General features: G+C 58.9%; 26 protein-coding genes. 13 read left to right on the top strand and 13 right to left on the bottom strand.

Annotated features, from left to right (window positions below; all coding sequences use genetic code 11):
• Nucleotides 1-131: 131 nt before the first annotated feature.
• A complete protein-coding gene (cysS, locus tag PVA19_RS18325; protein WP_274103770.1) occupies nt 132-1,517 on the bottom strand; it encodes a cysteine--tRNA ligase in 1,386 nt (461 codons plus the stop codon).
• On the opposite strand from cysS, the gene PVA19_RS18320 reads away from it, so the two are divergent.
• On the top strand, nt 1,516-1,749 hold the full coding sequence (locus tag PVA19_RS18320) for a hypothetical protein (protein WP_274103769.1): 234 nt from the start codon (nt 1,516-1,518) through the stop codon (nt 1,747-1,749). The genes cysS and PVA19_RS18320 overlap by 2 nt on opposite strands.
• Here the strand turns inward: PVA19_RS18320 and PVA19_RS18315 are convergent.
• From PVA19_RS18315 to alr, 5 genes are all read right to left on the bottom strand, one after another.
• Nucleotides 1,727-2,467: an SDR family NAD(P)-dependent oxidoreductase gene (locus tag PVA19_RS18315; protein ID WP_274103768.1), complete on the bottom strand. Its 741-nt coding sequence runs from the start codon at nt 2,465-2,467 to the stop codon at nt 1,727-1,729. The two genes, PVA19_RS18320 and PVA19_RS18315, sit on opposite strands and share 23 nt — an antisense overlap.
• 127 nt (nt 2,468-2,594) lie before the next feature.
• Nucleotides 2,595-4,088, bottom strand: a complete 1,494-nt coding sequence (purF, locus tag PVA19_RS18310; protein WP_062425637.1) for an amidophosphoribosyltransferase — start codon at nt 4,086-4,088, stop codon at nt 2,595-2,597.
• Nucleotides 4,089-4,226: 138 nt separating this feature from the next.
• Nucleotides 4,227-4,814, bottom strand: a complete 588-nt coding sequence (locus PVA19_RS18305; RefSeq protein ID WP_062437952.1) for a CvpA family protein — start codon at nt 4,812-4,814, stop codon at nt 4,227-4,229.
• A 93-nt stretch (nt 4,815-4,907) separates the two neighbouring features.
• Nucleotides 4,908-6,311, bottom strand: a complete 1,404-nt coding sequence (gene radA / locus PVA19_RS18300) for a DNA repair protein RadA (RefSeq protein WP_274103767.1) — start codon at nt 6,309-6,311, stop codon at nt 4,908-4,910.
• Between the two features lie 111 nt (nt 6,312-6,422).
• Nucleotides 6,423-7,598 carry an alanine racemase gene (gene alr, locus PVA19_RS18295; RefSeq protein WP_274103766.1) on the bottom strand — a complete coding sequence of 392 codons (1,176 nt, stop codon included), beginning with the start codon at nt 7,596-7,598 and terminating at the stop codon, nt 6,423-6,425.
• Nucleotides 7,599-7,677: 79 nt separating this feature from the next.
• On the opposite strand from alr, the gene PVA19_RS18290 reads away from it, so the two are divergent.
• The 3 genes from PVA19_RS18290 to PVA19_RS18280 all read left to right on the top strand — a co-directional run bounded on the left by PVA19_RS18290 (nt 7,678) and on the right by PVA19_RS18280 (nt 9,618).
• Nucleotides 7,678-8,535 (top strand): AraC family transcriptional regulator, encoded by an 858-nt coding sequence (locus PVA19_RS18290; protein ID WP_274103765.1) that lies wholly within the window; start codon nt 7,678-7,680, stop codon nt 8,533-8,535.
• 73 nt (nt 8,536-8,608) lie between these two features.
• Nucleotides 8,609-9,319 carry an AzlC family ABC transporter permease gene (locus tag PVA19_RS18285; protein WP_274103764.1) on the top strand — a complete coding sequence of 237 codons (711 nt, stop codon included), beginning with the start codon at nt 8,609-8,611 and terminating at the stop codon, nt 9,317-9,319.
• Complete coding sequence (locus PVA19_RS18280) at nt 9,316-9,618, top strand: AzlD family protein (RefSeq protein WP_113179442.1); 303 nt, start codon at nt 9,316-9,318, stop codon at nt 9,616-9,618. The genes PVA19_RS18285 and PVA19_RS18280 overlap by 4 nt, the downstream gene beginning before the upstream one ends.
• A gap of 67 nt (nt 9,619-9,685) precedes the next feature.
• Here the strand turns inward: PVA19_RS18280 and PVA19_RS18275 are convergent, their stop codons facing one another.
• On the bottom strand, nt 9,686-11,182 hold the full coding sequence (locus PVA19_RS18275; protein WP_062425631.1) for a replicative DNA helicase: 1,497 nt from the start codon (nt 11,180-11,182) through the stop codon (nt 9,686-9,688).
• A gap of 320 nt (nt 11,183-11,502) precedes the next feature.
• Here PVA19_RS18275 and PVA19_RS18270 point away from each other — a divergent pair, with 320 nt between their 5' ends.
• The 3 genes from PVA19_RS18270 (at nt 11,503) to PVA19_RS18260 (ending at nt 14,747) form a co-directional block, all read left to right on the top strand.
• Entirely contained in the window at nt 11,503-11,958 is a 456-nt protein-coding gene (locus PVA19_RS18270; RefSeq protein ID WP_113179443.1) for a MarR family winged helix-turn-helix transcriptional regulator, read from the top strand.
• Nucleotides 11,959-12,104: 146 nt separating this feature from the next.
• The gene (locus PVA19_RS18265; protein WP_113179790.1) at nt 12,105-13,661 is read left to right on the top strand and encodes an MFS transporter; all 1,557 of its coding nucleotides are present in this window, start codon (nt 12,105-12,107) and stop codon (nt 13,659-13,661) included.
• Between the two features lie 18 nt (nt 13,662-13,679).
• Nucleotides 13,680-14,747: an HlyD family secretion protein gene (locus PVA19_RS18260; protein ID WP_112359598.1), complete on the top strand. Its 1,068-nt coding sequence runs from the start codon at nt 13,680-13,682 to the stop codon at nt 14,745-14,747.
• A gap of 84 nt (nt 14,748-14,831) precedes the next feature.
• Here PVA19_RS18260 and PVA19_RS18255 read toward each other — a convergent pair whose 3' ends face one another.
• Nucleotides 14,832-15,542: an ArsR/SmtB family transcription factor gene (locus PVA19_RS18255; protein WP_274103763.1), complete on the bottom strand. Its 711-nt coding sequence runs from the start codon at nt 15,540-15,542 to the stop codon at nt 14,832-14,834.
• Between the two features lie 121 nt (nt 15,543-15,663).
• Here PVA19_RS18255 and PVA19_RS18250 point away from each other — a divergent pair, with 121 nt between their 5' ends.
• Entirely contained in the window at nt 15,664-16,587 is a 924-nt protein-coding gene (locus tag PVA19_RS18250) for a DMT family transporter (RefSeq protein WP_274103762.1), read from the top strand.
• Nucleotides 16,588-16,663: 76 nt separating this feature from the next.
• Here PVA19_RS18250 and rplI read toward each other — a convergent pair whose 3' ends face one another.
• The 5 genes from rplI to PVA19_RS18225 all read right to left on the bottom strand — a co-directional run bounded on the left by rplI (nt 16,664) and on the right by PVA19_RS18225 (nt 20,452).
• A complete protein-coding gene (rplI, locus tag PVA19_RS18245) occupies nt 16,664-17,239 on the bottom strand; it encodes a 50S ribosomal protein L9 (RefSeq protein ID WP_062425627.1) in 576 nt (191 codons plus the stop codon).
• 15 nt (nt 17,240-17,254) lie between these two features.
• Nucleotides 17,255-18,232 carry a DUF2232 domain-containing protein gene (locus PVA19_RS18240; protein WP_274103761.1) on the bottom strand — a complete coding sequence of 326 codons (978 nt, stop codon included), beginning with the start codon at nt 18,230-18,232 and terminating at the stop codon, nt 17,255-17,257.
• Nucleotides 18,233-18,421: 189 nt separating this feature from the next.
• The gene (gene rpsR / locus PVA19_RS18235; RefSeq protein WP_274103760.1) at nt 18,422-18,670 is read right to left on the bottom strand and encodes a 30S ribosomal protein S18; all 249 of its coding nucleotides are present in this window, start codon (nt 18,668-18,670) and stop codon (nt 18,422-18,424) included.
• Nucleotides 18,671-18,682: 12 nt separating this feature from the next.
• The gene (gene rpsF / locus PVA19_RS18230) at nt 18,683-19,120 is read right to left on the bottom strand and encodes a 30S ribosomal protein S6 (protein WP_274103759.1); all 438 of its coding nucleotides are present in this window, start codon (nt 19,118-19,120) and stop codon (nt 18,683-18,685) included.
• Nucleotides 19,121-19,408: 288 nt separating this feature from the next.
• Nucleotides 19,409-20,452: an aldo/keto reductase gene (locus PVA19_RS18225; RefSeq protein WP_274103758.1), complete on the bottom strand. Its 1,044-nt coding sequence runs from the start codon at nt 20,450-20,452 to the stop codon at nt 19,409-19,411.
• Between the two features lie 226 nt (nt 20,453-20,678).
• On the opposite strand from PVA19_RS18225, the gene fabD reads away from it, so the two are divergent.
• From fabD to mltG, 5 genes are all read left to right on the top strand, one after another.
• Nucleotides 20,679-21,623, top strand: a complete 945-nt coding sequence (fabD, locus tag PVA19_RS18220; protein WP_113225465.1) for an ACP S-malonyltransferase — start codon at nt 20,679-20,681, stop codon at nt 21,621-21,623.
• Between the two features lie 30 nt (nt 21,624-21,653).
• A complete protein-coding gene (fabG, locus tag PVA19_RS18215; RefSeq protein ID WP_274103757.1) occupies nt 21,654-22,391 on the top strand; it encodes a 3-oxoacyl-[acyl-carrier-protein] reductase in 738 nt (245 codons plus the stop codon).
• Between the two features lie 383 nt (nt 22,392-22,774).
• Entirely contained in the window at nt 22,775-23,011 is a 237-nt protein-coding gene (locus PVA19_RS18210; protein WP_027675866.1) for an acyl carrier protein, read from the top strand.
• Nucleotides 23,012-23,176: 165 nt separating this feature from the next.
• A complete protein-coding gene (fabF, locus tag PVA19_RS18205; RefSeq protein ID WP_062425622.1) occupies nt 23,177-24,439 on the top strand; it encodes a beta-ketoacyl-ACP synthase II in 1,263 nt (420 codons plus the stop codon).
• A gap of 310 nt (nt 24,440-24,749) precedes the next feature.
• The gene (gene mltG / locus PVA19_RS18200) at nt 24,750-25,967 is read left to right on the top strand and encodes an endolytic transglycosylase MltG (RefSeq protein WP_113225403.1); all 1,218 of its coding nucleotides are present in this window, start codon (nt 24,750-24,752) and stop codon (nt 25,965-25,967) included.
• Nucleotides 25,968-26,015: the final 48 nt, after the last annotated feature.

Below are 26,015 nucleotides of genomic sequence, written 5' to 3'. Positions count from 1 at the left end.
TTAATTCAAGTTTGATGTCAGTGATGGGCGCAACAGCGCCACGAGTCGATCTCCCCCCTTGAGGGGGAGATGTCCGGCAGGACAGAGGGGGGTTAGGCCAAGCATTTAAAATGGGATTCTCGACACAGACCCTACCGCTTCAACTCCCAAGTCGTCACCCGTTCCCCCGTCGCCTTGTCCTTGCCGTCCTTCAACTGAATGCCCTTGGCCGACAACTCGTCCCTGATCCGATCCGCCTCGGCAAAATTCTTCGCCTTCAGCATCTCCAACCGCATAGCCACCAAAGAATCCACAGCAGCAGAAATTGCCTCATCCAGTTCCGTCTTCTTCGGCAGCACGCCAAGAAGTGCGGCACTCGCCGCAAATAAGGGAAGTTTTTCCGGATCGGCGTTGGCGGCCTGGGCCAGAGCATGCAGTGCCTGGACGGCGGCGACGGTATTGAGATCGTCGGCAAGCGCGTCGAGCACGCTCTGGTCGATATCGGCGTCGCCCGCTTCCGCAGCAGGCCACTTCGCCAGCAGCCGCTCGGCTTCCTCCAGACGCTTTACCGAGAAGTCGATCGGCTCGCGGTAATGCGTCATCAGCATTGCCAGCCGCAGAACCTCGCCTGGCCATTTGCGCCCGCCAAAGGCTTCTGTGTGCAGGAGATCATAAATGGTAACGAAATTGCCGTCGGACTTCGACATCTTGCGGCCTTCGACCTGTACGAAGCCGTTATGCATCCAGACGTTGGCCATCACATGCGTTCCGTGAGCGCAGCGTGACTGGGCGATTTCGTTTTCATGGTGGGGGAAGATCAGGTCGAGGCCGCCGCCGTGAATGTCGAAGACTTCGCCAAGATAGCGTCCCGACATGGCGGAGCACTCGATATGCCAGCCAGGGCGACCGCGACCCCACGGGCTTTCCCAGCCGGGTTCGTTATGGCTTGAAAGCTTCCACAGCACGAAGTCGCCGGGGTTTTTCTTGTGCGCATCTACCGCGATGCGTGCGCCGGCCTGTTGTTCGTCCAAAGGGCGCTTGGAAAGCTGGCCGTAGTCACTCATGGATTTGGTGTCGAACAGCACTTCGCCCGCTGCGACATAGGCATGGCCACGCGCAATCAGCTTCTCGATGATGTCGATCATCTGGGCAATGTTATCGGTTGCGCGCGGCTCCACCGTCGGCTCAAGGCAGCCAAGCGCTGCGACATCCTGATGAAACTGGTTGGCGGTCTTTTCCGTCACCGCGTGGATCGCGTCGTTCAGCGGCAGGTCCGGGTAATCGCGAAGCGCCCGCGCATTGATCTTGTCGTCCACATCGGTGATGTTGCGCGCATAGGTAACGCCGTTCTCGCCATAGACATGGCGCAACAGGCGATAAAGCGCGTCGAAAACGATGACAGGGCGCGCGTTACCAATATGGGCGTAGTCATAGACTGTCGGGCCGCAGACATACATGCGCACATTCTTCGCATCGATCGGCTGGAATTCGGCTTTTTCGCGGGTCAGCGTGTTGTAGAGCTTCAAGCGCAAGGACATGCGTATTTCCTTCGGGTATCGGAGATTGACCCCACCGGAGCGTTTGTCTGCTTTGACCTTTCAGGAGACGAAAACGATCTGGCCGGGGGTTAAGCCAGCAAAATTCAACTCAGCAGCAGCGGCAGATCGTTATTTTCATGGCTTGCTTTATGAAACGATGCCCGTTGTCGGTCAAGAGCATCGCTTTGAGATTCATGCCGGTTCGCAAGTCATTCCGGTGCGCGGTAGCTGACGAATTTCCGGTCGCGAACCACATAGATCTTGCCGGTCTCGGTAAGCTCCGGCGAGGCAAGCCGGACGATAGCCTGTGCGACTTCCGAAGGATGGGGGAGGATGTCGGGATCTTCGCCGGGCATCGCCTGAGCCCGCATCGCCGTGCGCGTCGCGCCCGGATTGATGCTGTTGATGCGCAGATGCGTCTGCTCGGTCTCGGCAGCCCATGTGCGTGCCAGCGCTTCGACGGCAGCCTTTGAGGTGGAGTAAACGCCCCAGAAAGGACGACAGGAATGGGCAGCGCCGGACGACAGGATCAGCGCACGCCCAGCATCGGATTTCAACAGAAGCGGCTCCACCGAACGGATCAGACGCCATGTCGCGGTGACGTTGATGTTCATCACCTTTTCAAACACCTTGGCCTCGATATGGCCGACAGGTGAAATGACGCCAAGCATCCCGGCATTGGCAACCAGAATATCCAGCTTGCCCCAACGTTCGTGGATAGAGGCGCCGAGAGCATCGATCGCCTTCATGTCGGCGAGATCGAAGGGAACGAGCGTTGCCGTCCCACCGACCGCCTTGATGGCATCGTCCAGATCTTCGAGGCCACCGACGGTGCGCGCGCAGGCAATGACATGGGCGCCGGCTTTCGCCAGTTCGACCGCGGTAAAATAGCCGATTCCGCGTGAAGCGCCGGTCACGAGTGCGATCCGGCCTTTAAGGTCGATGGTCATGGTCCCCCCTGAATGTCGTTCGGTCGTCCGCTCTCTCTTACTGAGGGAGGACATGTCCGGCAAGCGGCTTCAAGGTCGCAGGTGGCCGCAAACAAAAGCCCGCAGTTTCGATGCGGGCTTGAGGCGATCAGCCGTTGCTGGCGAGCATGGAAATCTTGCTGCCCATCGACTCGCCGTTCTTGTCCAGCAGTCGGGTCGGATATTCACCGGTGAAGTAATGGTCGGTGAACTGCGGACGGGCAGGGTTGCGGTCTTCGCCGCCAACAGCACGATAAAGTCCGTTGATAGACAGGAAGGCGAGCGAGTCCGCGCCAATATATTTCGCCATCGCATCCACGTCAGCACACTGGTTGGCGAGAAGCTTGTCGGCATCCGGCGTGTCGATACCGTAGAAATCGGGATGAAAAATCATCGGGCTCGCGACGCGGATGTGGACTTCCTTGGCGCCCGCTTCGCGGATCATCTGTACGATCTTGACCGATGTCGTGCCGCGAACGATCGAATCATCCACCAGAACGACACGCTTGCCCTCGATCATTGCCCGGTTGGCCGAATGCTTCAGCTTCACGCCGAAAGCGCGAATCTGCTGTGTCGGCTCGATGAAGGTGCGACCGACATAGTGGTTGCGGATGATGCCGTATTCAAACGGGATGCCGCTTTCCTGCGCAAAACCAAGCGCTGCAGGCGTGCCGCCATCCGGTACCGGCACGACGACGTCGGCCTCAAGCGGCGCTTCCTTGGCGAGGTTCATGCCCATGTTCTTGCGCGTCGTGTAGACGTTACGACCGCCGACGACCGAGTCGGGACGCGCGAAATAGACATATTCGAACAGGCAGAGCCGTTCGGGCTGCGGCTTGTTTGGCTTGCGCGCATCGATGCTGATCGATCCATCCGGCTGGATTTCGCAGATGATGACTTCGCCGTTCTCCACGTCGCGCACGAATTTCGCGCCGATAATGTCGAGCGCACAGGTCTCCGAACAGAAGATCGGCTTGCCGTCGAGGTCCCCCATGACGAGTGGGCGAATGCCCGTGGGGTCGCGCGCAGCAATCAGCTTGGTGCGGGTCATCGCAAGCATCGAATATCCGCCCTCCATCTGGCGGATCGCGTCGATGAAGCGGTCGGCGGTGGAGGAATGGCGTGAGCGTGCGATCAGATGCAGCACAACTTCGGTATCGGAGGTGGATTGGCAGATTGCACCGGTTGCGATGATCTGGCGGCGCAGTGTCAGGCCGTTGGTGAAGTTGCCGTTATGGGCAATGGCGATACCGCCTTCTTCCAATTCGGCAAACAGCGGCTGCACGTTGCGCATCGCCACTTCACCCGTGGTGGAGTAGCGGGTGTGACCAATAGAGATCGAGCCGGGCAGGCGGGCAAGTGTCATTGGGTTGGTGTAGTGATCGCCCACCAGACCCATGTGCCGCTCCTGATGGAAGCGCTTGCCATCGAAGGAAACGATACCGGCCGCTTCCTGACCGCGATGCTGGAGAGCATGCAGGCCGAGCGCCGTCAGGGCCGCCGCATCCGCGTGACCGAGGATGCCGAACACACCGCATTCCTCATGCAGCGTATCGCCATCGATAATGTCATTGAAGGTGGAATGCGAAAGCGGCTCATTCATCTGGCTTGCCTTTGCTTACTGCCAAAAACAAAAACCGCCCCGACGAATTGCTTTGCCGGTTTGGCCTGTCTGCTGCCTATGTCGAAGTATCTAGCACAAATAGCGCGCCTTGCATCTATTGCAAGGCGCGCTATCGCATCAATTCGCTGGTACCGGTGCCGTGGTCGCCGGTGCGTCTTCCGCGGGCGCCTGCTCAGGTGTCGTTTCTGTCTTTTTGCCGAGAATGCGAGCGCGGATTTGCGGCTCGATATCATCCGGCAGAACCGCCTCAAGCTTTCCGACCAAACCATCCAGGAACGGCTTGGACTTGGCCTGCGTCACCCATTCGGGCTGCGTTCTGACATCGACCAGCCAGTTCCAGAAGGCGACCGCGACGACGAGCAGAAGCAGGCCGCGCGCTGCACCGAAGAGAAAACCGAGCGTGCGATCCAGCGCACCAATGCGGCTGTCGATGATGAAGTCGGCAACGCGCGAGGTAATGAAGGAAATGATGATCAGCGCAACGAGAAAGACCAGACCGGCCGAACCGGCAATCGCGATCTTGTCGTCATCGGTATAGTTGCGCGCATAGGGAAGCAGCAGCGGGTAGAGATAATAAGCAGCTGCAACGGAGCCAACCCAACTTGCGATGGACAGAATTTCACGCGAGAACCCGCGCACCATGGCGAGAACGGCGGAGAAAAGCACAACGGCAAGAACGATACCGTCGAAAATCGTAATGGGCATTTACCAACTCCGGAGGTCGCAGCACCCAAACAGGGCGCCGCTGTGCCAATTTGCGATCCTCTTACACTAGCCGGGTAACCAGCGAAAGGATCATTATTCGTCTTCCTCAGCCTGTCTGAAGCGGTTGCCCGAGCCGGCAATGCGCGCCACGAGATCGGGGAGGCTTTCAATTTCCGTCCAGCGCCCCTTTGAGCCCTTCGGGAGTTCTGCTGATGCGGAAGGCAGAAATGCGGCGGAAAATCCAAGTTTCTCGGCTTCCTTCAACCGCTGCGCCGTTTGGGAAACCGGCCGCACTGCGCCCGACAGGCTGATTTCGCCGAAATAGACGCAATCGGCAGGCAGGGCAAGACCGGCAAGCGAGGAAACCAGTGCAGAAGCAATCGCCATGTCTGCTGCGGGCTCCGAAATCCGGTAGCCACCGGCGATGTTGAGATAGACATCGTGCTGGCCAAGCTTCACGCCGCAATGGGCCTCGAGCACGGCAAGAATCATGGCAAGGCGTGAGGAGTCCCACCCCACCACAGCACGACGCGGTGTGCCAAGCGAGGTGGCCGCCACCAGGGCCTGAACCTCCACCAGCACTGGCCGCGTGCCTTCCATACCGGCGAAAACAGCCGCACCTGGGGATTTTTCGTTGCGCTCTCCAAGGAAAAGCTCCGATGGATTGGAGACCTCGCGCAGACCCCTGTCCGACATTTCGAAGACACCGATTTCATCGGTCGGCCCGAAACGGTTTTTGACGGTACGAAGGATGCGGTAATGATGCCCACGATCGCCTTCGAAATAGAGCACGGCATCCACCATGTGTTCCACCACACGCGGACCGGCGATCTGGCCTTCCTTGGTTACATGGCCGACAAGCACCATGGTGGCACCCGTCTGCTTGGCAAAGCGGATCATCGCCTGAACGCCGGTGCGCACCTGCGTGACAGTTCCAGGCGCTGAATCGGTGGTGTCGCTCCACAGCGTCTGAATGGAATCGATGATGACGAGATCGGGCCGTTTGCCCTCGGAGATCGTCGCCAGAATATCTTCGACGTTGGTTTCAGCCGCCAGCAACACGTCGGTGTCCGCCGCACCAAGACGCTGCGCTCGCAAGCGCACCTGTGCCACAGCCTCTTCGCCCGATACGTAAACGACACGATGACCTTGGCGGGAGAGTGCCGCCGCAGCCTGCATCAGAAGGGTGGATTTTCCGATGCCCGGATCGCCACCGATCAACACCGCCGATCCGCGCACGAAGCCCCCGCCGGTCGCACGATCCAGTTCGCTCATACCGGTCGGAATGCGCGGTGCCTCTTCGATTTCACCGGAAAGCGAGGTGAGGGTGACGGGACGGCCCTTCTTCGGCGTCTTGCCCGGGCCGCCGCCAATTCCGCCCATCGGGTCTTCTTCGACGATGGTGTTCCACTCGCCGCAGCCCTCGCATTTTCCGGCCCAACGGGTGTGCACCGTGCCGCAGTTCTGGCAGACGAATTGTGTCTTGGCTTTGGCCATGAATGTCAGTCTTTTTCTTTAGAGAGTAACGAGCGGGGTCGCGAAGAATTTCGATCCCGTTTTGTTCTCATCTAGCACGGATCGCTCGAGCTTTCCAAGAGGTGGAAATCGTTACTCGTCGCCGATCAGATATTGCCGCTCATACCGAAGCCCGAGGCTTGTCAGCATCTCATAACCGATGGTGCCCGCGGCCCGCGCCACTTCATCGACTGGAACATTCGGCCCGAAGAGCTCGATATAGTCGCCTGCGCGAATGGCACGTTCCGGCACGTCAGTGACGTCGAAAATGGTGAGATCCATGGTGATGCGGCCGGCGACCGGAACGCGATAGCCATTGATGAACCCTTCCGCGCCGCCACGGCCCATCTCGCGCAGCGGAATGCCGGAGCCGGAGAGCGATCGCGAATAGCCATCGGCATAACCCACAGCCGCGATCGCCAGACGGCTCGCACGCTGCAACTGATAGGTGCCGCCATAACTCACCGTCTGCCCTTCACCGGCCTCGCGAATCTGAATGATCCGCGCCTCCGCCTTGGCGACGGGGCGCATGGGGTTCTTCATGTCATTGACCGCTTCGCCGCCGTAAAGCGAGATGCCTGGACGCGTCAGATCGAAGTGGTAGTCCGGGCCGAGGAAGATTCCGGCAGAGGCTGAAAGGCTTGATTCGATACCTTCGAAAGCAGCGCTAACTCTGCGAAATGATTCAAGCTGCGCCTTGTTCATTGGCGAAGAGGGGGTATCGGCGCTGGCAAGGTGGGACATGACCAACACGGGATCGAAGCTTGCCGGACGTGTCGGGTCATCGGCGAGATAAAGCGCGTCTTCGAGCGGAAGCCCAAGCCGGTTGAAGCCCGTATCGACATGCAGCGCAAACGGATGGTCGCCGCGCTCGGCCAGAGCGCCCGTCCAGAAGGAGAGCTGCTCTTCAGAGGCAATGACTGGCACGAGATCATGGGCGAAGACGTCGCGTTCCTGGCCCGGCCAGATGCCGGAAAGAACGAAGATGCGCGCTTCCGGCGCATGAGGACGAAGCGTCACGCCCTCCGACACACTGGCGACGAAGAAATCCCGGGCACCGGCGTGATAGAGCGTTGCGCCACAATCCTCAATCCCCATGCCATAGGCATCCGCCTTCACCACGGCGGCGGCGCGTGCCTTGCCGGAACGGCGCTGCATGTCGCGAAAGTTATCTGCAAGTGCGGCAAGATCTATGGTCAGCCGAAGTGGCGCGGTTTCGAATGCATCCGCATCCATCTCGGAGAAGCTGTCATCGAGGTCGTCTGTCATGGTCTGCACCTTTTGAATATCGCCGTGGTCTATCACTTTTGTTCAAGACGGTCATGACGGATTGGGTTAAACCCGAGCTATGCACAATGTTTCGCAGGAACAGGCCACCGACCACATGCCGCTTTCACGCGCAGAAACCACCAGGTTCTGGCGGGACAAGCGTTTCAAAGGCATGGAGTGCATGACCGCGACGTTCCTGACGCATGAGTTTTCGCCGCATGCGCATGATACATTTTCCATCGGCGCCATCGAAAACGGCTCGCAGATTTCAACCATCAAGGGCACGACGGAGCGCACCGGCCCCGGTCATCTCTACCTGATCGATCCCGGCCAGATACATGACGGTGCCCCCGGCGGTGACGGTTATCGATACCGCATGATCTATCCAGATATCGCGCTTTTGTCTGAGGTCATCGAAGACATGACGGGCCGCGCCTTTCACGGCACGCCATCCTTCCCAAGCTTCCTGCCGCATGATCCCAAGATGGCGCAGGCCTTCCAGATTGCCCATCGCAGGTTGGAAAACGGGGCAGGCGCACTGGAGGCAGATGAGGGCATGTTCTCGGTTCTGGCAGAACTGTTTTCCCGCCATGGCAGCACCATCATTCTGCCCGTCCAGACACGCGAGAAAACTGCGGTCTATCAGGCGCGTGAATATCTCAACGACAACTTCGACACGGATGTCGGGCTCGAAGAATTGGCGGGTATGGCGGGGCTCAGCCGTGCGCATTTGATCCGCGCCTTCCGCCGCGAATTCCACATCACGCCGCATGCCTATCTCACTGATATCCGCATCCGCCGAGCAAGGCATCTGTTGCGTCAGGGAGAAAGCCCGGCTTCGGTTGCGCTCGAATGCGGGTTTGCCGATCAGGCGCATTTTACGCGCCACTTCAAGGCCCGCACCGGCGTAACGCCGGGTCAATTCCGCGCCGCATGACCGGCAGATCATTTTCGTTCAATACGGCGGACCAGCTGTCTCCTAGATGCATCTCCTGAAGAAGGAGAATGACATGGTGAGCAAAGCCAAACCTGAAAGACGCCAGGAACTGATCTCCGGCCTCAAAGCCGCGTCCCCGCTGCTGGTTGCCATGGTGCCGATTGGCGTTGTCTTCGGCGCGATCGCTGTCAGCAAAGGTCTGTCGCCGGTGGAAGCCTGCCTGATGTCACTCCTCGTTTTCGCCGGCGGTTCGCAATTCGTCGCAATGGACTTGTGGACCCACCCGGCAAGCTGGGGAGCGCTCGGTTTTGCGGCACTCCTCGTCAATCTCAGACACATATTGATGAGCGCTTCCATCGGCGTGAAGATGGAGGGCTTCAAGCCCTGGCAGCGCTGGTTTGCCATGCCGGTCCTGACGGATGAATCCTGGGCGTTGGCGGAATTTCGCAGCATGACGAGCACGCTCCGTCCGGCATTTTTCGCTGCTGCTGCTCTCTCGATCTATGTCGTCTGGAACTTGTCAACGCTGGCAGGCGCTCTGCTCGGTTCGGTCATGGGCGACACGACCATCATCGGCCTCGATTTTGCATTCCCTGCGGTCTTTATCGTGCTTCTGATGGGGTTTTGGAAAGGCAGGCAAACGGGCTTCGTTCTTCTGGCGAGTGCGACCGCCGCCTTCGCCACCCATAGATACGTACCCGGCGCATGGTATATCGCTGCGGGTGCTCTTGCAGGACTGGCCGTTGCCGCCTTCGCCAAGGACGAGACGGAGATGCCCCAATGAGCATCGATGCCAACACGCTGCTGACCATCCTCGCCATGGCCGTCGCGACACTCGCAACACGCTTCGGCGGTCTCCTTCTCATCCGCCATGTCCAGATGACGGATCGAGCCAAACGCGCGCTCAACGCCGTACCGCCGGCAGTCCTGATGGCCGTCGTCACCCCAACAGCATTGACGAGCGGCCTTGCCGAAACCATCGGCTGCGCTGTCACCGCGCTCGCTGCGATGCGCCTTTCGCTTCTACCTGCCGCAGCTGCGGGTGTGGTAACCGTGGCGGTTTTACGCGGAATCGGTTTCTAAACCGCCGCCGCTATCCCCTTAAAAAGACTCCGCCTCATCTTTGCTGAAATATGAGGCGGAGGGACTGTTAGTGCTCTTCATACTGGCTGAAGGATGGATCGGCCAGATCCGCAAAGCGGGTGAACTCGGCCTGGAAGGCGAGCTTCACCGTACCGGTCGGTCCGTGACGCTGCTTGGCGATGATGACGTCGGCCGTGCCCTTGACCTTGTCGAACAGCGATTCCCACTCGGCATATTTCGGGTCTGCGGGATCGCGCGGCTCCATGTTCTTCACATAGTATTCCTCACGGAACACGAAGAGCACCACGTCGGCGTCCTGCTCGATGGAGCCCGATTCACGAAGGTCGGAGAGCTGCGGGCGCTTGTCTTCGCGGCTTTCCACCGCACGGGAGAGCTGTGAGAGCGCGATGATCGGAACGTTGAGTTCCTTGCCGAGCGCTTTCAGGCCGGTAGTAATCTGGGTGATTTCCTGCACGCGGTTTTCGCCGCCCTTGCCGGAGCCGGTCATCAGCTGAACGTAGTCGACCACCAGAACATCAAGGCCGCGCTGACGCTTCAGGCGGCGCGCGCGCGCGGCAAGCTGCGCAATCGAGATACCACCGGTCTGGTCGATATAAAGCGGTACCTTCTGCATCATCTGGCTGCAGGCGACGAGCTTTTCAAAGTCTGCTTCGGTGATGTCACCACGGCGGATTTTCGAGGACGAGACTTCCGTCTGCTCCGAAATGATACGGGTTGCGAGCTGTTCGGACGACATTTCGAGCGAGTAGAAGCCGACGACGCCGCCATTCTTGGCCTTGTAGGTGCCGTCCGGCTGCACTTCCTGCTCGTAGGCGGCTGCAATGTTATAGGCGATGTTGGTGGCAAGCGAGGTCTTGCCCATGCCTGGACGTCCGGCAAGCACGATCAAGTCCGACCGCTGAAGGCCACCCATGCGGGCATCGAGCGAATGGATGCCGGTGGAAATACCGGAGAGATTGCCGTCGCGCTCGAAGGCAGCGCCGGCCATGTCGATCGCGAGCGCCACCGCATCGTTGAACGACTGGAAGCCGCCATCATAGCGCCCGGTTTCGGCAAGTTCGAAAAGGCGGCGCTCGGTGTCTTCGATTTGCGCCTGCGGCGGCATGTCGAGCGGCGCGTCATAGGCGATGTTGACGACATCCTCACCGATTTGAATCAGCGCGCGGCGAAGCGCCAGGTCATAGATCGCCCGGCCGTAATCCTCGGCATTGATGATCGAAACCGCTTCGGCAGCAAGGCGTGCAAGATATTGGGCAACGGTCAGGTCGCCGACCTTATCGTCTGCCGGAAGGAAGGTCTTGATGGTGACCGGGTTGGCCGTCTTTCCCATGCGGATGATATCGCCCGCGACTTCAAAAATCTTGCGGTGCAGGGGCTCATAAAGATGCACCGGCTTCAAAAAGTCCGACACGCGATAATAGGCATCGTTGTTGACGAGGATGGCGCCCAGCAGCGCCTGCTCGGCCTCAATGTTGTTGGGCGCCTCGCGGTAAAGCGGTTCGGCAGCGGGCGCTGGGGTGATCTTTCTCACGGCGTCATTCATGGTCTCGTGATCTCCCTTTAGCCTTATCTTTTGTTCTGCAAGCCTGCCGGTTTGAAGCCTGGAGGCGTTGCCGTCAATGACCTGAAGGCAACACTTACAACTCACCTTACCTAAAGAGAGGCGGGGGACCCAACATAACGGGTTGTCCCCATTAATCCACAGGATGATTCGGCTGACGTCTCAGGTACCGAGCGAATCAGGCATGCTCCGCCATGATTTTAAGGCATGGCTCCAATCCACCAAAGACACTTGAAATTTAGCAAGGATCAAAATAGATAGGAACAAAATAAGTAGCTACCTAATTATAAGGTCTAATTACGTTGTCCCGCATTACCGAGAAAGAACAGCTTTTCGATGAGATGGCGGCCTTCAATCGCAAGCTCCGCTCGTTCTTCGACGCCCGCGTTGCTGAGAAAGGCTTGACGCTGGCGCGTGCGCGAACATTGTTTGCGCTGTCGAGAAGGGGTTCGTTGACGCAAAAGGAGCTTGCCGAGGAGTTGGAAATCGAAACGCCGACGCTCGTGCGGCTATTGGATGCCATGGAGAAACAAAAGCTCATCGAACGGCGTTCTGATGAGATCGACCGGAGGGCGAAACGAATTCACATGACACCCGCCGGACTGCAGACATTCGAAGATGTGGATGCGCAGGCAAAAGCCATGCGAGCCGAGATCGCGCTGGATATCTCTACAGATGAGATTCGCGTGGCGCTCAACGTGGTAAGACGCCTGACGGGCAATCTGCAAAAACTTTCGGAAAACGAGGTGACGCCGTGAGCAATGCCATAACGAGCACGCGCGATGCGCCTTTGGATGAGGCAGGCGAGCAAGCCGCTTCGCCCGCAGCGACAGCGCCTGCGCCGGAGGACGCTGCACCGGTGCCGCCAGCGCAGCCTGCGGAAAAGCCGCTTCGCGAAAAGCTTATGTATATCGCCGCTGGTCTTGCCTTCTTCATCACCCAAGGCATGGGCATGAACATCGTCATGGCCAATCTGTATCAGCTGCAGGGCGAGTTTTCCGGCACGGTGGCGGAGGTCGCGGGGCTGTCGGCCGCTTATATGGCGCCTTACGCCACCTTCTCGATTGCGCTGTTCAAGGTGCGCCAGCAATATGGCCTGCGGCCCTTTGCGGAAATCAGCATCATCGCTTTCGTCCTGGCGTCCTGTCTCAACCTCTTCGTCACGGATTTGCACTCCGCCATCGTCGTGCGCTTCGTCAGCGGCATGGCGGCCGCACCTTTGTCATCTCTCGGCTTCCTCTATATTCTCGAAGCCTTCCCCGTGCAGCGCAAGCTCACTCTAGGCCTCAGCATCGCGCTGACCGGAACGCTTTTGGCGGCACCCCTTGCTCGTATCGTCTCGCCACCTCTCTTGCAGATTGACGGCTGGCACGCGCTCTACAGCATGGAAGTGGGTTTAGCGCTCGCGGTTCTGCCCATCATCTATCTTCTGCCATTGACAGCACCTCCCCGGGTCAAGGTCATAGAGCGCCTGGATATCTTGAGCTACCTGCTTTTCGCCGGTGGCCTAGGTTGCCTTGCCGTGTTCCTGACGCTTGGCCGTTTTTACTGGTGGTTCGAGACCTGGTGGCTCGGCGTTCTGCTGGCAACCTCGATCACCCTGTTGACCGTGATGACAATGATCGAATTGCCACGCAAGAACCCGATGCTCGATCTGCGCTGGATCTTCTCGCGCACCAATCTGCATCTTATCGCAGTCCTGCTGGTCTATCGCGCCGTCTCGTCGGAACAGTCCTCCACAGCTGTCAGCCTCTATCAGCAACTCGGCATCCTCAATGACCAGACCACGGGCCTTTACGGTCTTATCATTCTGGCAACCGTCCTTGGCGGCGCGACCTGTGCTTTGCTGATGCTGACGAAATATGTCGAGACTGCGCACGTTATCGCGCTGTCCTGTATAGCGGTTGGCGCCTTCATGGACAGCACATCGACGAACCTGACGCGTCCCGAACAAATGTATCTGAGCCAGGCGATGATCGCCTTTGGCGCTGCCATGTTCCTGCCGCCGGTGATGGCGAAGGGCTTTGGTGCCGCATTGGCGAAAGGCCCGCCCTATCTCGTCAATTTCATCACCATCTTCCTGTTCACCCAGATTACCGGATCGATGCTGACGACAGGGCTACTGGGCTCCTTCGTGACGCTGAGGGAAAAATTCCACTCCAACATCCTGGTGGAAAGCATCCTTCTGCAAAATCCGCAGGTCGCGCAGCGCATCAGCCAGCTCTCCGGTGCCTACAGCCATGTGCTCACCGATCCGACGCTTCTGCGAGCGGAAGGCGTGACCCTTCTTGCCCAGCAGGTGTCGAGAGAGGCCTATATCCTGGCTTACAACGACACATTCCTGCTGATCGCCGTCTGCGCCGCCGCCGCTCTCGTGATGCTGCTCCTTCACCTGGCGTGGCTGCGCATCAAACCATTGATGACGGGCGGCGAGAGCGCCGCCGCCGTTTCCCAATCCTGATCCTTCAGAGACCCCAAAATGCTAAAAAAGATTTTCACACCCGTTACTCTTATCGTTCTTCTCGGCGGCATCGCCGGGGTCGCGCTGGTTCTCTATGCCTGGCGCCTGCCACCCTTTTCCAGCCATGTCGAAATGACCGACAATGCCTATGTACGCGGTTATGTCACCACGATGAGCCCACAGGTCAGCGGCTACGTCGTGGATGTGCCGGTCAAGGATTATCAGGAGGTCAAGCAGGGTGACCTGCTGGTCAAGATCGATGACCGCATCTTCCGCCAAAGACTGGCCCAGGCCGAAGCCACACTCGCCGGCCAGACGGCAGCCTCGGATAATTCCCGCCAGCAGGAAAACGCTGCCCGCGCCAATATCGCGTCCAGCCAGGCCGCGGTGGATAGTGCCGAAGCGTCCTTGAAACAGGCGCAGCTTGCTGCCGACCGTCAGGACAACCTGATCCGCAGCGGTGTCGGCACTTCAAGTCTTCAGGAAGAAGCGCAAGCCAATCTCGAAAAGTCCCGTGCCGGGCTGTCGCAGGCCAAGGCAGCACTCGAAGTCGCGCGTCAGGATTTACAGACCATCATCGTCAACCGCAGCTCGCTTCAGGCCGCCGTCGCCAATGCGCAAGCCGCAGTCGAACTCGCCCGGATCGATCTGCAAAATACGGAGATCAAGGCGCCGCGCGATGGCGAACTGGGCGAGGTTGGCGCGCGTGTGGGCCAATATGTCGCCGCTGGCAGCCAATTGATGGCGGTCGTGCCGCACGAGGTCTGGGTCGTTGCCAACTTCAAGGAAACCCAGCTTGCGGGTATGGAAGTCGGGCAGCCTGTCTCGATTTCTGTCGATGCGCTGCATCATCGCAAATTGAAGGGCAGGGTCGAGCGTTTCTCGCCCGCCGCGGGTTCAGAATTTGCGGTAATCAAGCCGGACAATGCCACGGGCAATTTCGTCAAGATCGCGCAGAGAATCGGCGTACGCGTGTCGATCGATCCGGATCAGCCGGCCGCGACGGAACTGTCTCCCGGACTGTCCGTGGTGGTGCGCGTCGATACGAGCAAGCCGCCGGTGGCTGAACAAACGGCGGCCAAGTAGTCTTAGGCAAGCCTTTCACGTTCAAGCCTTTCAGCTCAAATCGAGAGTTGGAGGGCTTTATCTTGTTTATCTGGTCGCGTCCGCTCAGCCTTCCCGCCACTCAGCGGGCAGACAGAAGATGTCTCGAAATCCTTTGTCGCCAGCAGGCGTGATCCTCAACGCGCGGCTATCGGTCCGGCGCGTCACCCAGCCAAGATCCAGCGTGCGCTGAAAAAGCGCAGTACCGACGCGTCCCGCAATGTGGTGCCGTCTCTCGCTCCAGTCCAGGCACGTGCGGCAAAGCGGTCGCTTCGACCGGGTGCCATCGTTGAGATCGATGCCGAAATCCACCAGGAAGGCCTTGCCCTGTTCCGTCACCAGTGCACCTTCGTCGGAAAGCAGAATGTGTCCCCTGCCGCTGAGACTGTCGGCCATCGCCACCGCAAGCCGGCCTGCGATGTGGTCGTAGCAACTGCGGGCAAGCCGCATGTCCTTTTCCTTCGGCCCGACGGGATGATGCCGTTTCGGCCCGGCTGCGGCAATCGACATCAGCGCATCGATACCATGGGCAACCTGCGCAGAAGCAAGCCGGTAGTAGCGATGGCGGCCCTGTTTCACCGTCGTCAGCAGATTGGCGTCCACCATTTTCGCCAGATGTTCGCTGCCCGTCTGCGGCGTTACACCCGCACCCCGGGACAACTCACCTGCTGTCAGCGCTTGCCCACCCATAAGCGCGCAGAGCATGTTTGCGCGCGTGGTATCGCCAATCAGGTTGGCGATGGCGGCAATGGTGTTGGGGGAGGCGATACCGGTCATGGGAGAAATACTATCATCCGAGTATGCCTTCGTCAGCGGGCCATTGTTCGGCCGATACCGAAGCTTCCCATCCTAGCGCAACTCTATAAAGAGGGATCGCTTCGACAGAGAGACTGACAGAATGACCGACAAAAAGCTGCTGCCCGAACTTGCCCTGCTTGTATTGCTGGGGTGCCTGTGGGGCAGCTCCTACACTTTCATCAAGATCGGCATCGAGACGATCCCGCCGCTGACGCTGATTGCGGCTCGCACCGCGATAGCCGGCAGCATCCTCACCGTCATCATTCTCTGGCGAGGCTTGCGGCTACCGAAGGATCCAGCGCTGTGGAAGATGTTTGCCATCCAGGCCGTGCTGAACAGCGTCCTTCCATTCACGCTGATCGCCTGGGCCGAGCATTACATCGATGCCGGGCTTGCCGTCATTCTCAACTCGCTGACACCGGTCTTCACCTTTCTGCTGACGGCGATCATCACCCGGCATGAGGTGGTGAATGGCCGGAAGCTCTTCGGCGTCATGATCGGTCTCGTTGGGACAGTGGTCATGATCGGCGTTCAGGCACTGAATGGTCTGGGCGATGTGGTGCTGGCGCAAATGGCGGTCATTCTTGCCACCGCCTTTTATGCAGGCGCGGCAATCTTTGGGAAGAATTTCAAGGGCATCGATTCGATGATCCCTGCTGCAGCCTCGCTGATCTGCGGGGCGATCATTCTCATTCCTGTCAGCCTGGTGGTGGACCGCCCGTGGGAGCTTGCACCCTCAACGCGCTCGATTGCGGCCCTGATCGGGCTCTCGATATTTTCCACCGCGCTCGCTTTCACCATCTACTTCCGCCTCGTCCGCACGCTTGGATCTCTCGGAACGACGGCGCAGGCCTATGTGCGCGTGCCCGTAGGCGTGGCGATCGGCGTGGTTTTCCTTGGTGAGCAACTGCAGGTGAGCACGATGATCGGGCTTGTGTGCATTCTGGCTGGCGTCATTGCCATGACGCTGCCGTCACGGATGCCGACTAGAGTAAGGACAGCGGCGAAAGCCATAGGCGAATAGTTTTCGCAACGCCCAAACAAAAACCCCGGATGTCGCCATCCGGGGTTTTGTCTTTGAGCCAAAAGGCCTCAAGATATTAGTCGTCGTCGCCGTCGCGGTCAGCTTCTGGATCGAAGAAGTCTTCCGGACGAAGCGCATCTTCGTCAACGCCGTAGATGGCGTCAGCGGAGGTGAGGTTTTCACCCTTGGCCTGACGCTCAGCTTCTTCAGCCGAACGGGCAACGTTCAGTTCAACCTGAAGCTCGACTTCCGAGTGCAGGTGAAGCGTGACGTTGTGCAGACCGATGGTCTTGATCGGCGTGTTGAGTTCGACCTGGTTACGGCCAACGTTGAAGCCTTCAGCGCCGAGGATTTCAACGACGTCACGGGCAGCAACGGAACCGTAGAGCTGACCGGTTTCGCCAGCGGAACGAACAACGATGAAGCTCTTGCCTTCGAGTGCGTCGGCAACCTTCTGGGCTTCGGACTTGCGCTCAAGGTTACGGGCTTCGAGCGTTGCGCGCTCGGTTTCAAAACGGGTCTTGTTGGCAGCGTTGGCGCGCAGTGCCTTGCCCTGCGGCAGCAGGAAATTACGTGCGTAGCCGTCGCGAACCTTTACGGTTTCGCCCATCTGGCCAAGCTTTGCGATACGCTCGAGAAGAATGACTTCCATCTTCTTGATCCTTTCTTATTTGGAGTTGGTTTCGTTCGATTTATCGGAGCTCCGCGCAGGTGTCAGAGAGATCGTGCTGCGCACGTCGCTGAGACCTAGGAGGAGGATGAGGAACAGCGGAAACATGAAGATCGCTGAAAGGTATGCGAGGATAAGAACCGGCAGCCGCCAGTCCTTGCCCTTGGAACGGTGATGCAGCGAGGCGTAACCCGCCATGATGAATCCCGCGCCGAATGTACCGCAGAGAACCGCACCGACCATGGCGGGAACACCGCCAAAGAAGGTCAGGACGATGCCTCCAAGGAAAATGAAGATCGCGTTGCGATGCATGCGAAGTGCGGCTGCGATATCTTCGCGTGGGCGAAGACCCTTACCGAAGGAGCGCACCATGCGGCTTGCGAAATAATAGGCCGCAAACAAAAGCATAACCCAGAGGCCGCCCTGGATCATCGGCAGCATCAGAACCAGAAGCGACTTTGTTTGCGAAAGGGCTGCCGGATCTGGCTTGAAGGTCGATTCGCTTGCCTGGACCGACGCCATCATCAGGTCGACCATCTGCGAAACGAGTTCGTGACCATAGCCGATCATCGTGCCGAGAATGATGACCGAGACCGTGATCAGGCCGCACAGATGCAGAACGATGCCGGACAGCGGGTACCAGGCCATCAGGTCTTCCGGGCCGCCGATCTCGGCGGCAGGCCGTGCGAGGTTTGCGAGGTGAGACAGCCAGCCAGCCGGGATCAGCGTAAAGATCGCGATCGTCACGGCAAAAAGCGGGGAGACGGCAAGGGCGCCGAGGAAGCCTGCGGAGAGAACGGCAACGATGGCCGCGGCATTGCCCCAGCCGAGACCGGCAACGAGAACCGGCATGGCGGAAGCTGCATAGAGCAGGAAGGACATCGACGACTGTGCCGTTGCGCCAAGCGTTAGAAACGCGGCGCATATGCCGGCAAGAATGCCGGCGATCAGCACTGTCTGGTTCAATTGTCTCAACGTCGCTGTCCTGCTTGTCTTAGCAGTTAGAGGACCGTTCGTTTGAACGTCGTCCCCAACATGGGGTTTGCTGTCATTCGATCCGCGCCCAACGCGGAAGGAATTGGCGCTCTTGAAGAAGCTGACCGAGAGTCGGCTGCTTCGAGAGGGAGAACGAGGTCGCGTGAAACCGCGACCTCGAAACTTGAATTACGCTACGACGTAAGGCAGCAGGCCGAGGAAGCGTGCACGCTTGATCGCCTGAGCGAGTTCGCGCTGCTTCTTCTGGGAAACGGCGGTGATGCGCGAAGGAACGATCTTGCCGCGCTCGGAAATGTAGCGCTGCAGCAGACGAACGTCCTTGTAGTCGATCTTCGGAGCGTTTGCGCCGGAGAAGGGGCACGTCTTGCGACGGCGGGGGAAGGGGCGGCGTGCCTGGGAAGAGGATGCGTCAGCCATTATTGTTTCTCCTTATGCACGGTCTTCGCGCGGACGGCGCGGACGGTCTTCGCGCGGTGCGCCATCACGGGGACCACGGTCGCCACGGTCAGGACGGTCGCCGTCGCGGCGCGGGCGGTCGTCACGGTCGCGCTTCTGCAACATGGCAGACGGGCCTTCTTCGTGAGCTTCCACAGCGATGGTCATGTAACGAAGAACGTCTTCGTTGATGCGCATCTGGCGCTCGATTTCGTGGATAGCAGCCGCCGGAGCGTCGATGTCCATCAGAGCGTAGTGAGCCTTGCGGTTCTTCTTGATGCGGTAGGTGAGGGACTTCAGACCCCAGTTCTCGATGCGTCCGACGTTGCCGCCGAACGATTCGATAACGCCCTTGTACTGTTCGACAAGTGCGTCGACCTGCTGGGCAGTGATATCCTGCCGGGCAAGGAAGATGTGTTCGTAAAGAGCCATTTAAGCTTTGCCTTTCTTGCGTTTCATTCATCACCCGGCAATGGCGCTAAGCCTCAACGACTGCTCTTGATCGGAAAACCGGAGGCAAGAAAAGCGTTGTTCGAGACGGTCGAGAGCGGAGACACGGGAGGCCGGAAAAACCTTATGGTTCCTGCTGTTTCGAGATCGAAACCAGCCCTCCGTTCAGCCACCAGCCATAAGACCGGGTGTTGTGAACAGCGCGCTTATACTGAATTTTGCTGCGAATGCAAGCGCGCTGCCCGAAAAAGCCTGGTTTAAGGGCCTCGATCAGATTGCCATCGGATACTGACGATGGATATCGGCTATGCCCTTCAGCACCTCGTCGGAGAGCGTGACATCGGCCGCGGTAATATCCGTCTTCAACTGCTCCATCGTTGTTGCACCGATAATGACCGACGCCATGAAGGGGCGCGTAAGACAAAAGGCAATCGCGAGCTGGGCCGGATCGATACCAGCCTCATAGGCCAGTTCCAGATAGGCCTTCACCGGCGCTTCCTGCAGAGGCTGAAGCCGTCCGCCGATGTCGTGATTGATCGACCCGCGCGATCCTTCCGGGCGCGCGCCGTTCTGATACTTGCCGGTCAGGATGCCACCTGCAAGCGGCGAATAGGCAAGCAGGCCGACATCTTCGTGGTGGGCCACTTCGGCCAGATCGAGGTCGAAGCTGCGATAGAGTAGATTGTACTCGTTTTGAATGGAGGCAACGCGTGGGAGCCCCTTTGCTTCGGCGATATCGATATATTTCTGCGTGCCCCAGGCGCTTTCATTGGAAAGGCCGATGGCGCGGATCTTTCCGGCCTTTACCAGCTCGCCCAGTGTTTCGAGCTTTTCGTTGAACTCTTCGAGCGTCTTTTCCTTATTCTGCTTGGACGCGTCGAAGCTCCAGGCCCCGCGGAAATGATAGGTACCGCGGTTCGGCCAGTGGATCTGGTAGAGGTCGATGTAATCGGTCTTCAGGCGATTGAGGCTGGTATCGACTGCTTCGCGAATGGCTGCGGCATCGATATCGCGCCCACCGCGAATGTAATCGCGGCCGGAGCCGGCAACCTTGGTGGCAAGAACCACGTCGCTGCGCTTGCCGGTCTTCTCGAACCATGTCCCGATATAGTCTTCCGTGCGCCCTTGCGTTTCGGCAGAGACCGGCGTCGTCGGGTAGAGCTCGGCTGTGTCGAAGAAATTGACGCCGTTCTCGAGTGCGTAGTCCATCTGCTCATGGGCCTCGGCCTCGGTGTTCTGCGTGCCCCATGTCATCGTGCCAAGGCAGATTTCCGACACGGAAATGCCCGTGCGTCCCAACGTGTTCTGTTTCATGGAAATGTCTCGTTTTGCTTGGAAGGTGGGCAGAAAGTAATGCGGAATTGCCGCAGCGCAAGAAAAAACATTCCGTCTCAATCTCTGTGGAAGAGGGCGGCGAAACAGATGGCAAAGGCGTCGCAAGCGGCGCAAAGCCTTGACTTTGCGGGCCGGAATGTGAATGGAAAGCCCCACAATGGAAGGGAAGGCCCGAGAACAGGCCCAAAAAGAAGGACCGCATTCCATGGCTATCGCATTCACATTTCCCGGTCAGGGCAGCCAGGCTGTCGGCATGGGCAAGGATCTGGCGGAGAATTTTGCAGAAGCCCGCGCCGTTTTCGAGGAAGTCGATGAAGCACTGGGACAGAAACTGTCCGACATCATGTGGAATGGTCCGGAAGAGACGCTGACGCTGACCGCCAATGCACAGCCGGCCCTGATGGCGGTTTCTGTCGCCGTGATGCGCGTCTTGGAAGCGCGTGGCCTGAAGCTCGCTGAAAAAGTATCCTACGTTGCGGGTCATTCGCTTGGCGAATATTCGGCGCTTTGTGCAGCCGGTACCTTCTCGCTGGCCGATACCGCCCGTCTTTTGCGCATCCGTGGCAATGCCATGCAGGCTGCCGTTCCCGTAGGCCAGGGCGCCATGGCGGCGATCATCGGCCTCGAGCATGGCGATGTAGAGGCCATTTGCGCCGAAGCGGCTGCCGGGGGCGTCTGCCAGATTGCCAATGACAATGGCGGCGGCCAGTTGGTCATTTCCGGCGCTAAGGCACCGGTGGAAAAGGCAGCAGCTCTTGCTTCAGAGAAGGGCGCCAAGCGCGCCATCATGCTGCCGGTCTCCGCACCCTTCCACTCGGCGCTGATGGCACCTGCTGCAGAGGCGATGCGCGAGGCGCTGGCTTCTGTCAAGAAGAACAATCCGGTCGTTCCGGTTGTCGCCAATGTGCGCGCAGCACCCGTGTCGGATGCCGAGGAGATTGCCGCCCTGCTGGTCGAGCAGGTGACAGGCCAGGTTCGCTGGCGCGAAACGGTCGAGTGGTTTGCCGCCAATGACGTGACGACACTTTACGAGATCGGCTCCGGCAAGGTTCTGACGGGTCTCGCTCGCCGCATCGACAAGACCGTCAACGGCGTTGCCGTCAATTCCCCTGCGGATATCGAAGCCGCACTTCAGACGCTTCTCGGCTGAGTTCAAGAGAAAAATAAAAGGACGAACAGCATGTTTGATCTGACTGGCCGCAAGGCTCTCATTACCGGCGCGACCGGCGGCATCGGCGAAGAAATCGCCCGTATTCTCCACGCGCAGGGCGCAACCGTTGGCCTTCACGGCACCCGCGTCGAAAAGCTCGAGGCATTGGCCTCCGAGCTTGGCGAGCGCGTCAAGATTTTTCCGGCCAACCTGGCTGACCGCGCAGAGGTAAAGGCACTTGGCGAGAAGGCGGAAGCCGAACTCGAAGGCGTCGACATCCTCGTCAACAATGCGGGCATCACCAAGGATGGCCTTTTCGTTCGCATGAGCGATGAAGACTGGGACAATGTCATCGAGGTCAATCTGACGTCCATGTTCCGCCTGACACGTGAGCTGACCCACCCGATGATGCGCCGCCGTTTCGGCCGCATCATCAACATCACCTCCATCGTCGGCGTCACCGGCAATGCGGGCCAGACGAATTACTGCGCCTCGAAGGCCGGCATGATCGGCTTCTCCAAGTCGCTGGCACAGGAAATTGCTTTGCGCAACGTGACCGTCAACTGCGTGGCACCGGGCTTCATCGAAAGCGCGATGACTGGCAAGCTGAACGACAAGCAGAAGGAAGGCATCATGGGGGCGATCCCGATGAAGCGCATGGGTACGGGCGCTGAAATCGCTTCTGCCGTGCTTTATCTTGCCTCTAACGAGGCCGGTTACATGACCGGTCAGACTCTTCACGTAAATGGCGGCATGGCCATGATCTAATCCATCCTGCATGAAAATCCGCTGCGATTTTCGTGAGGGGTGATTGGACGATCCAACAGGTGAAAGCGCCTTGCATCTTGCTGTGGTGGCGCTTGCACACTTCGACTTCTGACATGTATCGAAAAGAAAATTGCCTGTAGAGCGCGTGTGTTAGCGCTATTTTAAGGCTTTTTTCCCGCAGGAAAGCATGTTAAGCGGGCGAAGACTGTGAACAGTCGTCCCGGAGTGACAGGCGACCGTTGCGATTTCTTGCGACGATGTTAGCTTGACCGGGTTGAACGGGTTTGCCCACGGTGCTTGCCTTAAAGGGGCGCTTGGGGGTTTTAACAGGGCAGGGTGCCTGAAGGGGCATTCCTTTCAAAGTAAAGGTCGAGGAAACCGACATGAGCGATATCGCAGAACGCGTAAAGAAAATTGTAGTTGATCATCTTGGCGTTGACGCCGACAAAGTCGTTGAAGGCGCAAGCTTCATCGACGACCTGGGCGCTGACTCGCTCGACACCGTTGAACTGGTTATGGCGTTCGAAGAAGAATTCGGCGTTGAAATTCCAGACGACGCAGCTGACTCGATCCTGACTGTTGGCGACGCTGTCAAGTTCATCGAAAAGGCTCAGGCCTAATCTTTGAATGGATCAAGGGAAGGCCTAAAAGCCTTCCCGATGTGGCCCGGCCTGTCCGGGCCAATATTTTATCATGCGGTCTCTTTGGGCCGGATGACGCTTGTCGCACGCAAGATGACATATACCAAACACCTATGATTGGACTATGAGGGCGCACAATTGACTTTGAGACGTGTCGTTATCACGGGTACCGGCATGGTATCTCCCCTTGGCTGTGGAACGGAAGTGACCTGGGAGCGGCTTTTGGCCGGTCAGAATGGCGCCCGTCTCGTCACGGAATTCGAAGTCGAAGATCTGCCCGCGAAAATTGCCTGCCGCATTCCTGTCGGTGACGGCACCGATGGCACCTTCAATGCCGATGACTGGATGGAGCCGAAGGAACAGCGCAAGGTCGATCCCTTCATCATCTATGGCATGGCCGCCGCCGAGATGGCGCTGAACGACGCCAACTGGCATCCTGCAACTGACGAAGACCAGATCATGACTGGTGTGCTGATCGGCTCCGGTATCGGTGGCCTCGAAGGCATCGTGGAAGCAGGATACACGCTTCGCGATAAAGGCCCGCGCCGCGTCTCGCCCTTTTTCATTCCCGGTCGTTTGATCAATCTCGTTTCCGGCCAGGTGTCCATCAGGCACAAGCTGCGCGGCCCGAACCATTCGGTCGTCACGGCATGCTCCACCGGTGCGCACGCGATTGGTGATGCTTCCCGTCTGATCGCGCTTGGAGACGCCGATGTGATGGTTGCAGGTGGTGCTGAATCGCCCGTCTGCCGTATTTCACTCGCTGGCTTTGCCGCCTGCAAGGCGCTGTCCACCCAGCACAATGACGATCCGCAGAAGGCATCGCGCCCCTATGACCGCGACCGTGACGGTTTCGTCATGGGCGAGGGCGCCGGCATTGTCGTTCTCGAAGAGCTGGAACATGCAAAGGCACGTGGCGCGAAGATCTATGCCGAAGTCGTCGGCTATGGTCTCTCCGGCGATGCTTACCACATCACCGCTCCGTCCGAAGATGGCGAAGGTGCCTATCGCTGCATGGCCATGGCGCTCAAGCGTGCCGGCCTGACGCCAGCCGACATAGATTACATCAACGCCCACGGCACCTCCACAATGGCCGACACGATCGAGCTTGGCGCGGTCGAGCGTCTGGTGGGTGACTCTGCCTCGAAGATTTCCATGTCGTCGACCAAGTCGGCGACAGGCCATCTTCTCGGTGCAGCAGGCGCGATCGAAGCGATCTTCGCGACGCTTGCCATCCGCGACAACATCGTCCCGCCGACGCTCAATCTCGACAATCCCGATGTCGAGACCGCGATCGATCTGGTGCCGCACAAGGCGCGCAAGCGCGACGTCAATGTGGCGCTTTCGAACTCCTTCGGCTTTGGCGGCACGAATGCATCTCTGGTCCTGCGCCGTTACGAAGGCTGAGTGTCTGGACTGACGCTCTAAGTCTGCCAGCATGGGGCGGCCACTTGCCGCCCTTCCAAGAATCGATCAGAACGTTTTTCAGCTTTCCCGGCGAGTTGCCGGGATTGCCTGATCTGCCAGCTCTTCGAAACCAAGGATGCGAGCGCGTCCGTTTTCGATGAACTGGAACGGTGGAGGAACCTCGCTTCGTCAACGAAGATGTGTTTGATCCGTCAGCCGGTTGAGAGTGCAGAATAGCCTGCCGAACCTGTTTTTGCCGCATTGCCTGCTCAAATAAGCCGTTGTAATGCCGAACTGAAAAGGACCGCCGGTGAGCGATAACAGAGAGAACAATCAGCCGCCCTACGACCGCAACAGCTCCTATGAGAGCAAGGGTGGACCGATCATTCCCAAATCGCCGACCGAGGCTCTGAGACCTGAAAAAGTGCCTGAGCCGCCGAAGCGCTCGCGCAAGGCCCACAGCCAGACAGTGATCTTCCTGAATTTTTTGATGACGCTGATCGTGGCCGTCACCGTGGTAGGTATCGCGGGCTTCTACTACATGATCCACTCGTTCCATGAGCCGGGCCCGCTGCCGACCAACACGACCATTACGGTGCGCAATGGCGCCGGTCTGGCGGAAATCGCCAACACGCTGGAGCGAAGCGACGCCATTTCCAACGGACGCATCTTCCGCCTGATGGCAGATCGTTACATGGAGGCCGGTCAGACGCCGAAACCGGGCGAATATGAGATCAAGGCCCATGCATCGATGAAGGATATTCTGTCCTTGCTGGAATCGGGCAAGTCGATCCTCTACACAGTTGCTTTCCCGGAAGGCCTGACGGTCAAACAGATGTTCGCGCGCCTTGAATCCGACCCTGTGCTCGAAGGTGATCTTCCGACCGAATTGCCACCGGAAGGCAGCCTGCGTCCGGACACCTATCCCTTTACCCGCGGTACCAAGCGGGAAGAAATCGTGCGCCAGATGCGCGCAGCGCAGACAAAGCTCGTCGACATGCTGTGGCAGCGGCGCGACCCGGACCTGCCGCTGAAGACCGTCGAGGAATTCATCACACTTGCTTCCATCGTCGAGAAGGAAACCGGCAAGGATGATGAGCGTGGGCACGTCGCGTCCGTCTTCTATAACCGGATGAAAAAGAATATGCGTCTGCAATCCGATCCGACGATCATCTACGGTCTGTTTGGCGGTGAGGGCAAACCATCCGACCGGCCGATCTATCAGTCGGACCTGCAAAAAGAGACGCCGTTCAACACCTATATCATCCGCGGCCTGCCGCCGCACCCGATCGCCAATCCCGGCCGGGCAGCGCTTGAGGCAACGGCCAATCCCTGGCGGACAGACGATCTCTACTTTGTAGCCGATGGCACAGGCGGCCATGTCTTTGCCAAGACGCTGGACGAGCACAACGCCAATGTCCGTCGCTGGAGAAAGATCGAAGCCGAAAAGGCTGCTAGCGGCGGAAACTCCGAAACCGTTGTCGACGGTCAGCCAGGCGGTAATCAGGCAGAGAAACCGGCGAATTAATAGAGGGCTGGCTGCGGCTGCGTGGCCGCACGCACGCAAGCGTCTGGG

The organism is Agrobacterium sp. CNPSo 3708 (assembly GCF_028674915.1).
Classification (GTDB): Bacteria; Pseudomonadota; Alphaproteobacteria; order Rhizobiales; family Rhizobiaceae; genus Agrobacterium; species Agrobacterium cavarae.
Note: the sequence above shows the minus strand (reverse complement) of the source record. Positions and strands in the feature narration are given on the sequence as shown.